We start from the raw sequence: 12,841 nt of genomic DNA, 5'->3' as shown, positions 1-12,841 counted from the left end.
CATGGCGCAGGGAACCGTGAAGTGGTTCAACGCAGACAAGGGCTTCGGCTTCATCACCGTCGACGGCGGGGGTGCTGACGTGTTCGTCCACTTCTCGGCCATCCAGTCCAGCGGCTACCGCACGCTGGAGGAGAACCAGCGGGTGGAGTTCGAGATCGCTCAGGGCCAGAAGGGACCGCAGGCGGAGCAGGTTCGCCCCATCTGATTCCGTGACGGCCGGCCCCCGCCGGCCCGAGTTTCGATTGCTTTGGGATCCGCGTCGAGCCCCGCAGCCCCGCGGGGCTCGACGCGTATCCGGGCTGTCGTCGATGGTCCGGGCTGTCGTCGACCGCAGCCCACACCGTGCCGGGCGACGCCGCCGTTCAGGGCGGTGGCGGTGTACCCCGGCGGCGGGCGCGCAGGCCCAGCACCACAAGTACCAGCCCGGCGACCACCACCACCGGACCGATCACGGCCCAGAGCGGTTCCCCGGTCATCACGCTGCCGCCGAGCCGGCCCAGCCCCTGTAGCGTCCACACGGCGCCGACGACGACGGCCAGCAGCCCGAGCGTGAGCGGAAGCCATCCCTTCATCTGTCTTGTTGCTCCTCCCTGTCGGTCTACCAGCGGTGGTGCACCTGCGGCCGGACGAGTTCGGCGTACACCGCGTCCACCGTCTCGATCGCCTCGGCCGGCAACGGTGCCAGCTCGGCGGCGGCGACGTTGGCGTGGGCCTGGGCGGCGTTGCGGGCACCCGGGATCACCACCGTGACACCGGGCTGGTCGAGGATCCAGCGGAGCGCGAACTGCGCCATCGTGGCCCCCTCCGGCACCGCCGGACGCAGTCGCCGTACGGCCTCCAGCCCGGTCCGGTAGTCCACCCCGGAGAACGTCTCGCCGACGTCGAACGACTTCCCGTGCCGGTTGTAGTTGCGGTGGTCGTCGCTCGGGAAGGTGGTGTGCTCGTCGTAGCGGCCGGAGAGCAAACCGCTGGCGAGCGGCACCCGCGCGATGATGCCGACACCGGCGGCGAGGGCGGCCGGGAGCACCCGCTCGACCGGCTTGTGCCGCAGCGCGTTGAGGATGATCTGCACGCTGGCCACCCCGGGCCGGGCGATGGCGGCGAGCGCCTCGTCGCAGGTTTCCACGCTGACCCCGTACGCCGCGATGCGTTCCTCCGCGACCAGGGTGTCCAGGGCGTCGTAGACGGCGTCGGTGGAGAAGACCGGCGTGGGCGGGCAGTGCAACTGCACCAGGTCGAGTACGTCCACCCCGAGGTTCGCCCGGGAGCGGTCCGTCCAGGCCCGGAAGTTCTCCAGGACGTACGCCTCGGGGGTCTGCGGTACCCGGCGGCCCATCTTGGTGGCGACGGTGAGCCCGGCGTCGGGCCGCTCGCGCAGGAACCGGCCGATCAGTTGTTCGCTGCGTCCGTCGCCGTAGACGTCGGCGGTGTCCAGAAAGGTCACTCCGCCCTCGACGGCAGCGGTCAGCACCGACAGCGCCTCGGACTCGCTGACCTGGCCCCAGTCGGCGCCGAGCTGCCAGGCGCCGAGCCCGATGACGCCGACCTCGCGGTCCAACCGCGGGAATCTCCGCTTTTCCACGCCGGCGAGCCTATCCCGGGACGGGTCGGGGGCTGCCGGGGCGGGACGGATGTGATAAGCAAGACGTACGTACGGTTTGGAGGAGGAGTCATGTGGGATCCCGCCAGCTATCTCCGGTACGGCGACGAACGCTCCCGCCCCTTCCACGAGCTGCTCGGCCGGGTCGCCGCGCGGCGACCCCGGACAGTGGTCGACCTGGGCTGCGGTCCCGGCAACCTGACCGTGACCCTGGCCGCCCGCTGGCCCGCCGCCCGGGTCGTCGGGCTCGACTCCTCGGCCGAGATGATCGCCGCCGCCACCCGCACCCACCGCACCGATCCGCCGGCCGCGACCACCCCGCCCGGCGGCCAACTCGACGCCCCGTCCGGCGGCCCGTCCGGCGGTCAGGTCAACGCCTCGTCCGGCGCCTCGTCCGGCGGCCTGTCCGACGCCGAGCCCGGCGGCCCGTCCGGCGGTCAGGTCAACGCCGAGCCCGGCGGCCTGTCCGGCGGTCGGGTCGAGTTCGCGCTGGCGGATGCCCGGACCTGGTCGCCCGACCCCGAGGTCGACGTGCTGGTCGCCAACGCCGTGTTGCAGTGGATACCCGGGCACCAGGAACTGTTGCTGCGCTGGGTCCGCGAGCTGGGTCCCGGCCGCTGGCTCGCGGTGCAGGTGCCGGGCAACTTCGGCGCCGCCTCGCACCGGGCACTGCGGGAGGTGGCCGACGCCCCGTGCTGGCCGCACCTCGCCGACCTGCTCCGGGCCGACCCGGTCTCCGACGCGGCCGGTTACGCCACCCTGCTGACCGGTGCGGGCTGCGCCGTCGACGCCTGGGAAACTACCTACGTGCACCAGCTTCCCGCCTCCGGCGCCACCGACCATCCGGTGCTGAGCTGGATGGAGGGTACGGCGCTTCGTCCGGTCCGGGCCGCGTTGGGCGGTGCGGGTACGGCCTGGGACGACTTCCGGGCCGCGCTTACCGAGCGACTGGTCGAGGCGTACCCCGTCCGGCACGGGCTGGTGCAGTTCCCGTTCCGCCGCGTCTTCTTCGTCGCCCGTACCGGCGCCCGTTCTCAGTAGGGAGTTTCCGTGACCGACCTTTCGGCCTTCATCGCCGGACTGCCCAAGGTGGAGCTGCACGTGCACCACGTCGGCTCCGCGCTTCCGCGCATCGTGGCGGAGCTGGCCGCCCGGCACGAGGGCCGGACCCGGGTACCGGCGGATCCCGAGGCCCTTGCCGGCTACTTCGAGTTCCGCGACTTCGCCCACTTCGTCGAGATCTACCTCAGCGTGGTCGACCTGATCCGCGACCAGGACGACGTCCGGCTGCTCACCTTCGAGGTGGCCCGGGAACTGGCCCGCCAGCAGGTCCGGTACGCGGAGTTGACTGTCACGCCGTACTCGCACGTGCATCGGGGAATCCCGGCGCCGGCGTTCTGCGAGGCGATCGAGGACGCGCGGCGGGCCGCCGAGACCGAACTCGGCATCTCGCTGCGCTGGTGCTTCGACATCCCCGGCGAGGCGGGGCTGCCGGCGGCCGAGCAGACCCTGCGGATCGCCCTCGACGAGCGGCCGGACGGGCTGGTCAGCTTCGGGCTCGGCGGACCGGAGGTGGGGGTACCCCGGCCGCAGTTCAAGCCGTACTTCGACCAGGCCAGGGCGGCGGGGCTGCACTCGGTGCCGCACGCTGGCGAGACCACCGGTCCGGGGACCATCTGGGACGCGTTGCGCGATCTCGGTGCGGAGCGGATCGGGCACGGCATCTCGGCGGCCCAGGACCCGGCGCTGTTGGAACACCTCGCCGAGCGGCAGATCCCGATGGAGGTCTGCCCGACCTCCAACGTCCGGACCCGGGCGGTCGACTCGATCGAGCAGCACCCGCTGCCCCGGCTCGTCGAGGCCGGCCTGCTGGTGACGGTGAACTCCGACGATCCGCCGATGTTCGGCACCACCCTCAACGACGAGTACGCGGTCGCCGCCCGGCTGCTCGACCTCGACGCCGCCGGGCTGGCCGGGCTGGCCCGCAACGCCGTCACCGCCTCGTTCCTGGCGGCGCCGGAGCGGGACAAGCTGATCGCCGAGATCGACGCCTACCTGGCCGGCTACGGCTCGGGGCCGGGCACCGAGCGGTGAAGAAAGGCTGACCCGGCGCGGGGTGCTGCGGGCGGCCGCGCCGGGTCAGCGTTCATGGGGCCGAGATCGACCGGTACGTCCCGCGCGTTGCGGCGGACGCCGGCCCGACCTCTGCCGTTTGGTGGCGGCGCGCGACGGAAGCCAGGTGTGGGGGACCGTGCTTCCGCCGCGCGCCAGGCTCCACGGGCCGGATCGGGGCGAAACATCTGTGGGTTGTTGGCCCGGTGGAGCAGGATGGGATCGGATTCGATGTTGCCATCGGGGCAGGGCGCTCGGACCCGCGTTAATCCAGACCTAAGGAAGACTTGCACGGAACCAGAAACTCCTTGCCGGGACGCCCGATCCGGTGCGGAAAGGGGCTTCCGGCCGATGCGTCCGGGTCCCGGCGCGCGACCGCCGATCCACCGGCCGGTGACCCGATCGGGCCAATGACCCGACCGACCGCCGCTGGCCCGACCGACCGGCCGATGAGCCGACCGACCGCCGGTGTCCCGACCGGCCGGCCGGTGAGCCGACCGGCCGGCGGAGGAGGCGGAGGAGTGCGTCAGTCGCCGGAGGAGCGCGGCCGGTACCAGCGGCGGCGGGTGACCGCGTCCTTCTCCCGGGCCAGCCGGCCGACCAGTCCGAACCGGCTGACCTGTCGGGGCGCGGCGTCCGGGTCGGCCAGCAGCATGACCACGCTCGCCCCGCCGAGCCGGGCCCGGTCGATGCTGACCGAGCCGCTCGCCTGTTGGGCAACCCGGCGGGCGATGTCCAGGCCGAGCCCGGTGGAGCCGCGGTCGCTGGCTCCCCGGCGCAGCGCCCGATCCGGGTCGGCGATGCCGGGGCCGGCGTCGTCCACCCGTACCGCGATGTAGCCGTCCCGGCGGGTGACCGCGACCTCGAACGCGGTGCCCTGCGGGGTGTACCGGAAGACGTTGCCCAGCACCGCGTCCAGCGCGGCGGCCAGCTCGGCCCGGGGCACCGGCACCGGGATCCGGGTGTGTGCGCCGATGACCCGGTGCGACCGGTTCTGGTCGCCGGCCAGCGCCGACCAGAAGACCATCCGGTCCCGGACCACCTCGCTGACGTCACAGTTGCCCGGCGCCACCTCCTGGGCGACCGTCTTCCGGGTGGTGTTGATCAGTACGTCGATCTCGCCCTCGAGCGTCACGATCGCCTGCCGGATCCGGCGGATCGTCCGGCGCCGGTCCAGTTCGGCCGCGCTGAAGTTCCCGACGCTTGTGTCGTCGGAGTCGAGCGCGTCGGCGTCGAGTCGCAGCACGGTCAGCGGGGTACGCAACCGGTGCGACAGGTCGGCGACGAGTTCCCGTTCGTCGGTGCGGGAGGTGACGAGCCGGTCCGCCATCCGGTTGAAGGCGTACCCGGCCTCGGCCAGCTCGCGGGGGCCGCTCGGCTGGATGCGTACCTCCAGGTCGCCGTCGCCGACGGCAAGCGCCGCCTGTACCAACCCCCGGGCCGAGGCGACCGCCTTGGCGGCGAGCCGGTCGACCACGATCACCGAGGCGATCACCAGCCCGATCGCGACCAGGATCAGCATCAGCCAGGTGCCGCCGGTACCGGCGGTAAGCGCCGCCTCGGAGACGAAGACCTCGACCACGAGTACCCGGCCGGCGACCGGTACCGGTTCGAGCCGGACGACCCCTCCGGCGACCTCGGCGACGATCGGGGTACCGGTCCGGATCGCCCGGTCCACGTCACCGGCGGCGGCCCGGGGTTCGCCGCCGATCGGCAGGCCGTGCACGACCGGCGGGTTGCCGCTGTTGCCGGCGGTCGACTCGACGACCCGGCGGATCGCGGCCGGGTCGGCGCTGACCGCGAGCGCACCGGTGACCACCGCGCTGCGCCGGGCCGCGTCGCCGAGCGCGTCCTCCCGGGCGTCGCGTTGCAGCGCCGTGCCGAGCGGGATCAGGAAGGCGAGCGCGACGATCGTGGTCATGCCGGCCCCGAGGTAGGCCAGCGCCAACCTCAGTCCGGTACCACCAACCGGAACCCGACCCCCCGCACGGTGCGCAGGTAGCGGGGCTTCGCCGCGGACTCGCCCATTTTGCGGCGCAGCCAATACAGATGTACGTCGATGGTCTGATCCTCGCCGACCGATGGCTGCCGCCATACCTCCTCCAACAGTTCCCGGCGGGACACTACCCGGCCGGGCCGTGCCGCGAGATAGGCCAGCAGGTCGAATTCCTTGCGGGTCAGCGCCAGAGGCACCCCGTCGAGGTGTGCGCTCCGTTCGCCGACGTCGATCCGCAGCCCGCCGACGGAGTGTACGGCCGGCTCGACCGTCCGGCTCGCCCGGCCGACCCGGCGGAGCACCGTGGTGATCCGGGCATCCAGGTGGGCGCCGGTGAACGGCTTGACCATGTAGTCGTCGGCACCGGCCCGGAGCAGCCGGACGATCGCCTGCTCGTCATCCCGGGCGGTGGCGATGATGATCGGCACGTCGGTGATGCCGCGCAGCATCCGCAGCGCGTCGGCGCCGTCCAGATCGGGCAGCCCGAGGTCGAGTACGACCAGGTCGGGGGTTTCGGCGGCGACCCGGCGCAGCGCATCGAGCGCCGTACCGACCGCGTGCACCGCGTGCCCGCGGTCGGCCAGGGAGCGCAGCATGGCGCCGCGTACGACATGGTCGTCTTCGACCAGGAGGACGGTGGCCACCTGATGACCGTACTGCCCATGGCAAGTCGGGTGAATCGGTGCCTGGTGCGGTGGTCCGCCCGGATTGCGTGACCAGGGGCGACTCCGGGCGGACCGGGCAGGTTCAGCCGGTACCGCAGGGCTGCCCGTTCAGGGTGAACGCCGTCGGCCGGGGATTGCTGCCGGTGTGGCTGCCGGTGAAGCCGATCCCGACCGATCCGCCGGCCGCCAGGGTGCCGTTCCAGTTCTCGTGCGTCGCGGTGACGGCGGCACCGGACTGCGTCCACCGGGCCGACCAGCCCTGCACCACCCGCTGCCCCTCGGCAGGGAAGGTGAAGCCGAGGCTCCAGCCGGTCAGCCCGGACGTGCCGGTGTTGCGGATGGTGAGATTTCCGGTGAACCCGCCACCCCACTCGTCGACCGCGTACGTCACCTGGCAGGCGGCACCGGCCGGCGGGTTGCTCGGCGGTGGCGTGCTCGGCGGTGGCGTGCTGGGTGGCGGGGTGCTCGGCGGTGGCGGGGTGCTCGGTGGCGGGGTGCTGGGCGGCTGGCCGGCGTAACCGAGCCCGTGCCCGTACCCGAAGAGCGGCGTCTTGCCGTCGCCGTCGTTTATCGGCTGTTGGCTGGCGCTGCTCATCCAGCTCACCGGCAGTTTGCCGGTGGGTGCGCGTACCCCGAACAGCACGTCGGCCACCCCGGCGCCCTCGGTGCCGGGGAGCCAGGCGGCGAGCAGGGCACGCCAGTTCGGCAACTGGCCGGCGATGTCCAGCGGCCGCCCCGAGACCAGTACCACGATCACGGGTACCCCGGAGGCGCGCAGCCGGTCCAGGGTGGCCAGGTCGGTGGCGTCCAGCCCCATCCCGCTCGGCCGGTCCCCGCGCCCCTCGGCGTACGGCGTCTCGCCGACGACCGCTATCGCCGCCCGGTACGAGCTGTCGATGCCGGTACCGCTGGCGTTGTAGGTGACGGTGCTGGAGGAGGCGACCGCGTTGCGGATGCCCTGCAGGATGCTGGTGCCGGGGGTGATCGCCCCGCTGCCGCCCTGCCAGGAGACGGTCCAGCCGCCGCTGGCGTACCCGATGTTGTCGGCGCTCTTGCCGGCCACGAAGATCCGGTTGTTCGCGGTGGCCAGCGGCAGGATGCCGCCGTCGTTCTTCAACAGCACCTGCGAGGCCGCCACCGCCTCCCGGGCCAGCGCGCGGTGTGCCTGGCTGCCCACCGTCGAGAGGTACGACCGGTCGGCCAGCGGCCGTTCGAAGAGGCCCAGCTCGAACTTTTTGGTCAGGATCCGCCGGTTCGCGTCGTCGATCCGGGCCTGGCTCACCCGGCCGGCCTGCACCTCGGCGCGCAGGTGGGTGATGAACTGCTTCCAGCCGGTCGGCGCCATCACCATGTCGATGCCGGCGTTCACCGCCTGCCGCACCTCGGCCGCGGTGAACCCGGTGGCGCCGTCGAGCTGGTCGATGCCGTTCCAGTCGGAGACCACGAAGCCGTCGAAGCCGAGTTCGCCCTTGAGCAGTCCGTTGATCAGGTAGTCGTGCCCGTGCAGCTTCTGCCCGTTCCAACTGCTGTAGGAGATCATCACCGAGCCGACGTCCCGGCGGACCGCCTCGGCGAACGGCGGCAGGTGTACGGCCCGCAACTCGGCCTCGGAGAGCTGGGTGTTGCCCTGGTCGGTGCCGTTCGTGGTGCCGCCGTCGCCGAGGTAGTGCTTGGCGGTTGCCAGCACCGACGCCGGCCGGGAGAGCGAGTCGCCCTGTAACCCGTCGATCACGGTGGTCATCGAGCTGACCAGAGCGGGGTCCTCGCCGAACGACTCGTAGGTGCGACCCCAGCGGTCGTTGCGGGCCACGCAGAGGCAGGGGGCGAAGGTCCAGTTCACCCCGGTCCCGGCGACCTCCTCGGCGGTGGCCCGGCCGATCCGCCGGACCAGTTCCGGGTCACGGGTGGCGCCGAGGCCGATGTTGTGCGGGAAGATCGTCGCGCCGACCACGTTGTTGTGACCGTGCACGGCGTCCGAGCCGTAGATCATCGGGATGCCCAGCGGCGTGCCGAGGGCGCCGTTGGCGAACCTGTCGTACATGTCGGCCCAGCTCGTGGCGTTGTTCGGGGTGGGCGCCGAGCCGCCGCCGGAGAGTACCGAGCCGAGCCGGTAGGTGGTGATGTCGGCCGGGGTGACCGAGGCCCGCTCGGCCTGGGTCATCTGGCCGATTTTCTCGTCCAGGCTCATCCGGGCAAGCAGGTCGTCGACCCGGCTGGCGACCGGCAGTGCCGGGTCCTGGTAGGGCAACGCGGCGCCGCTGGCGGCCGGCCGGGCGCTGACGGCGGGCGGGGCGGAGGCGCCGACACCCGCTGTGACCAGGGCCAGCATGGCGGCGGCGAGCAGTGCGGCGGGAGGTCGGGTGGGCACGGGACGTCCTTCCGGCGGCAGGTTCCCGCACGTCCGGCGCCGCTTCCCGCCGTACGGGCACCGCAGCAATTGACGATCGTCGCTCTCGGCTCAGCCCAACCCTAGGCGGGAGCGCTCCCACCCGCAATCCCGACTGCAAGCAGGGGGCCCTTCTACAACTGAAAGCGATAAGAGGGGGCCCTTCCTTACCGGGACGGCGGCAGTTGCAGCACCCAGCGGTACGCCTGGACCATCCCGGTGTCGAAGCCGGCCGCCGAGCCCCAGAGGAAGAGCCGGAACCGCCGGTACAGCGGCTCGCCCCAGCGCCGCACGATCTCGTCCCGGGCGTCGTCCAGCCGGCGCGCCCACTCCCGACAGGTCAGGTAGTAGTTGTGCCGGTCGTCGACCAGGTTGAGCAACTCGAACGGCGAGTGCGCCACGTGCCGCAGGTACTGGTGCAGCAGCAGCGGGGCCGAGCCGCCCGGATAGACGTACCGCTTCATGAAGGTGGAGACGACGTGCTTGCGGCGCATCGCCAGCGCGTCCAGGTAGACCCGGCCGCCGGGACGGAGTAGTTCGGCGTACTTGCGCAGCGTGGTGCGGTAGTCGGGCAGGTGCTCGGTGACCCCCATGTTCACGATCGCGTCGTAGCGCTCGCCCGGGGAGTAGCCGAAGATGTGCTCCCGGACCACCCGCACCGGCAGCCGCTCGCGGTCGAAGAGTTCGGTGAGGAAGCGCTCCGACTCCACCGACAGGGTGGTGGTGGTGACCTGCACCCCCCGGCGGGCCGCGTGCTCGCTGAACGCGCCCCAGCCCCCGCCGACCTCCAGCACGTGGTCGCCGGGACCGACCCCGATCGCCTCCAGCGCCAGATCCATCTTGCGGGTCATCGCGTCTTCCAGCGGCTCGTCGTCGGAGGCGAAGACCCCCTCGGTGTAGCAGCGGTGCCGGTGGTCGAGGAAGGTCAGGAAGAAGTCGGAGTCCTCGTCGTAGTGGTGCGAGATGGCCCGCCGGTCGTCCTCGCGCCGCCCGCGCAGCAGCGTCGGCAGGAACCGGCCGAGGAAGGCGATCGGATGCCGGTCGGTGAAGAACGAGCGCATCCGCAGCGCCGCCGCCAGGTCACCCTCGACGTCCAGCGACCCCTGGAGGTAGGCGACGGCGACGGCGAACTGGTCGAGCGCGGCCAGTGCCTTGGCGCCCCGCTCGTCCTTGACCACGATGGTGAACTGCGGTGCCCCGGTGCCGAAGGTCCGCACCTGGCCACCGGCCGGTGCCACCGCGAAGGGTACGCCCGGCCCGTTGTCGAAGAAGGTCTGGTATCTACGCTGTAGTGCGCTCACGGCGTCGACGGGTGCCACGGCGTCAATCTAACGCCGTGGCAGCGGCGCCGGCAGGAGGAAAACGCAGGACCGATAGCATCTGGGCAAGCCGACCCCCTCGGTGACGCCCGATTCGTCCGAGATCGTAAGGAGCCACCGTGTCCCAAGCCCGTACCCCCGTCGGTGCCGACCCCGTCGTCGTACCGGCCGGGACGACGGCGGCCGAGGCGGTGGCCGCGGCGGGTCTGCCGCACGCCGGCCCCGGGGCGATCGTGGTGGTCCGCGACCCCGCCGGCCAGCTCCGCGACCTGGACTGGGCGCCCGAGGTGGAGACCGTGGTCGAGCCGGTACGGCTGGACTCCCCGGACGGCCTCGACGTGCTGCGCCACTCGACGGCGCACGTGCTGGCCCAGGCCGTCCAGGACACCTTCCCGGAGGCGAAGCTCGGGATCGGCCCGCCGATCGACAACGGCTTCTACTACGACTTCGACGTCGACCGCCCGTTCCAGCCGGAGGACCTCGACCGGCTGGAGAAGCGGATGCAGGAGATCATCAAGTCCGGCCAGCGGTTCCGGCGGCGCCGCTTCGACAGCCTGGACGCGGCCCGCACCGAACTCGCCGACGAGCCGTTCAAGCTCGAACTGATCGAGGTCAAGGGCGCGGGTGCCGAGGGTGGCGGGACCGGGTTCGACGCGGGCGAGGTGATGGAGGTCGGCGCCGGTGACCTCACCATCTACGACAACCTGGACGCCGAGAGCGGCAAGGTCTGCTGGTCCGACCTGTGCCGGGGCCCGCACCTGCCCAGCACCCGGCTGATCGGCGCGTTCAAGCTGATGCGTTCGGCTGCCGCCTACTGGCGGGGCAACGAGCGCAACCCGCAGCTCCAGCGGGTCTACGGCACCGCCTGGCCGACCCGGGATGCGCTGAAGGCATACCTGAAGGTGCTGGAGGAGGCGGCCCGGCGCGACCACCGCAAGCTCGGCGCCGAGCTCGACCTGTTCAGCTTCCCCGACGAGATCGGCTCCGGCCTGGCGGTCTTCCACCCCAAGGGCGGGATCATCCGGCGGGAACTGGAGGACTACTCGCGACGCCGGCACGAGGCGGCCGGCTACGAGTTCGTCAACTCGCCGCACATCACCAAGGCGCAGCTCTTCGAGACCTCCGGCCACCTGCCGTACTACGCCGACACGATGTTCCCGCCGATGAGGTTCGAGGGCGCGGAGTACTACCTCAAGGCGATGAACTGCCCGATGCACAACCTGATCTTCAGGGCGCGCGGGCGGTCGTACCGGGAACTGCCGCTGCGGCTCTTCGAGTTCGGCACCGTCTACCGGTACGAGAAGTCCGGGGTGGTGCACGGGCTGACCCGGGTACGCGGGCTGACCCAGGACGACTCGCACATCTACTGCACCCGCGAGCAGATGCCGGGTGAGCTGACCACCCTGCTGGCCTTCGTCCTCGACCTGCTCCGCGACTACGGACTCGACGACTTCTACCTGGAGCTGTCGACCCGGGACGACTCGCCGAAGTTCATCGGCTCGGCCGAGGACTGGGCGGAGGCGACCGAGGCGCTGCGTACCGCCGCCGAGGCGTCCGGGCTCGACCTGGTACCCGATCCGGGCGGCGCGGCCTTCTACGGGCCGAAGATCAGCGTGCAGGCCAAGGACGCGATCGGGCGTACCTGGCAGATGTCCACCATCCAGGTCGACTTCAACCAGCCGGAGCGGTTCGGCCTGGAGTACCAGGCCGCGGACGGCACCCGGCAGCGGCCGGTGATGATCCACCGGGCGCTCTTCGGCTCGATCGAACGCTTCTTCGGGGTGCTCACCGAGCACTACGCCGGGGCGTTTCCGGCCTGGCTGGCCCCGGTGCAGGTGGTCGGGATCCCGATCCGGGAGGACCACGCCAGCCACCTGCACGGGTTCGTCGCCGCGCTGCGCGCCGAGGGGATCCGCGCCGAGGTGGACACCTCGGACGACCGGATGCAGAAGAAGATCCGTACCGCCCAGCAGCAGAAGATCCCGTTCATGGCGATCGCCGGGGACGCGGACGTGGATGCGGGGGCGGTCTCGTTCCGCTACCGGGACGGGTCGCAGCGCAACGGGGTACCGCTCGCCGAGGCGGTGGCGCACGTGGTCGAGGTGGTCCGGTCCCGGGTCAACACCGGTCCGACCGCCGAACCGACCGGTGGCGAGGCCGGGTCGTAGGATCGTCGGCGTGACAGGCGCGGCGCCCCACGCGGAATTCGGCATGCCCGACGGGCTCGACCGGCTCTGGACCCCGCACCGGATGACCTACATCTCCGGGCCGGACCGGCCGGGGGAGGGGCACGAGAAACCGGCCGGCTGCCCGTTCTGCCTCGCACCCGAGCGGGAGGGCGAGGAGAACCTGGTGGTGCACCGGGGCGAGCTGGTCTTCGTGGTGCTCAACCTCTACCCGTACAACCCGGGGCATCTGCTGGTCTGCCCGTACCGGCACGTCGCCGACTACACCGAGCTGGACGCCGGGGAGACGGCCGAACTGGCCGACTGCACGCAGGCGGCGATGCGGGTGGTGCGGCGGGTCAGCAACGCGCACGGCTTCAACATCGGGATGAACCAGGGCGGGGTGGCCGGCGCCGGCATCGCGGCCCACCTGCACCAGCACGTGGTGCCGAGGTGGGGCGGAGACGCCAACTTCATGCCGGTGATCGCCCGGACCAAGGTGCTGCCGCAGTTGCTCGCCGACACCCGTACCCTGCTCGCCAACGCCTGGGCGAGCACGGCCGGTTGAACGACGCGCCGCCGGCTGGGCGACGGAGCT

Annotated in this window: 11 protein-coding genes; 5 read left to right on the top strand and 6 right to left on the bottom strand. The window is 71.9% G+C overall.

Translation table 11 applies throughout. The features are described 5' to 3' along the window. The first annotated feature begins 1 nt into the window (after window position 1). A complete protein-coding gene (locus CLT71_RS09715) occupies window positions 2-205 on the top strand; it encodes a cold-shock protein (RefSeq protein WP_091424054.1) in 204 nt (67 codons plus the stop codon). 157 nt (window positions 206-362) lie between these two features. Here CLT71_RS09715 and CLT71_RS09710 read toward each other — a convergent pair whose 3' ends face one another. Both CLT71_RS09710 and CLT71_RS09705 read right to left on the bottom strand, forming a co-directional pair. Next, window positions 363-572 carry a hypothetical protein gene (locus CLT71_RS09710; RefSeq protein WP_101366822.1) on the bottom strand — a complete coding sequence of 70 codons (210 nt, stop codon included), beginning with the start codon at window positions 570-572 and terminating at the stop codon, window positions 363-365. Window positions 573-598: 26 nt separating this feature from the next. Beyond that, window positions 599-1,582, bottom strand: a complete 984-nt coding sequence (locus CLT71_RS09705; protein ID WP_101366821.1) for an aldo/keto reductase — start codon at window positions 1,580-1,582, stop codon at window positions 599-601. A 90-nt stretch (window positions 1,583-1,672) separates the two neighbouring features. Between CLT71_RS09705 and CLT71_RS09700 the strand changes: the two genes are divergently transcribed. Next, complete coding sequence (locus CLT71_RS09700; RefSeq protein ID WP_101366820.1) at window positions 1,673-2,641, top strand: methyltransferase domain-containing protein; 969 nt, start codon at window positions 1,673-1,675, stop codon at window positions 2,639-2,641. Window positions 2,642-2,650: 9 nt separating this feature from the next. After that, window positions 2,651-3,694: an adenosine deaminase gene (locus CLT71_RS09695; protein ID WP_101366819.1), complete on the top strand. Its 1,044-nt coding sequence runs from the start codon at window positions 2,651-2,653 to the stop codon at window positions 3,692-3,694. A 544-nt stretch (window positions 3,695-4,238) separates the two neighbouring features. Here the strand turns inward: CLT71_RS09695 and CLT71_RS09690 are convergent. From CLT71_RS09690 to CLT71_RS09675, 4 genes are all read right to left on the bottom strand, one after another. Continuing rightward, window positions 4,239-5,633, bottom strand: coding sequence for a sensor histidine kinase (locus tag CLT71_RS09690; protein ID WP_101371297.1), 1,395 nt, complete (start codon window positions 5,631-5,633; stop codon window positions 4,239-4,241). Window positions 5,634-5,662: 29 nt separating this feature from the next. Beyond that, complete coding sequence (locus tag CLT71_RS09685) at window positions 5,663-6,352, bottom strand: response regulator transcription factor (protein ID WP_101366818.1); 690 nt, start codon at window positions 6,350-6,352, stop codon at window positions 5,663-5,665. A 103-nt stretch (window positions 6,353-6,455) separates the two neighbouring features. Next, window positions 6,456-8,741, bottom strand: a complete 2,286-nt coding sequence (locus tag CLT71_RS09680; RefSeq protein ID WP_486483168.1) for a glycoside hydrolase family 3 N-terminal domain-containing protein — start codon at window positions 8,739-8,741, stop codon at window positions 6,456-6,458. Window positions 8,742-8,926: 185 nt separating this feature from the next. Further along, window positions 8,927-10,078: a class I SAM-dependent methyltransferase gene (locus CLT71_RS09675; protein ID WP_486483167.1), complete on the bottom strand. Its 1,152-nt coding sequence runs from the start codon at window positions 10,076-10,078 to the stop codon at window positions 8,927-8,929. A gap of 119 nt (window positions 10,079-10,197) precedes the next feature. Between CLT71_RS09675 and thrS the strand changes: the two genes are divergently transcribed. Together thrS and CLT71_RS09665 are read left to right on the top strand one after the other, a co-directional pair. Further along, a complete protein-coding gene (gene thrS, locus CLT71_RS09670; RefSeq protein ID WP_101366817.1) occupies window positions 10,198-12,246 on the top strand; it encodes a threonine--tRNA ligase in 2,049 nt (682 codons plus the stop codon). Window positions 12,247-12,289: 43 nt separating this feature from the next. Then, on the top strand, window positions 12,290-12,811 hold the full coding sequence (locus tag CLT71_RS09665; protein WP_101366816.1) for an HIT family protein: 522 nt from the start codon (window positions 12,290-12,292) through the stop codon (window positions 12,809-12,811). Window positions 12,812-12,841: the final 30 nt, after the last annotated feature.

The organism is Plantactinospora sp. CNZ320 (assembly GCF_002846275.1).
Note: the sequence above shows the minus strand (reverse complement) of the source record. Positions and strands in the feature narration are given on the sequence as shown.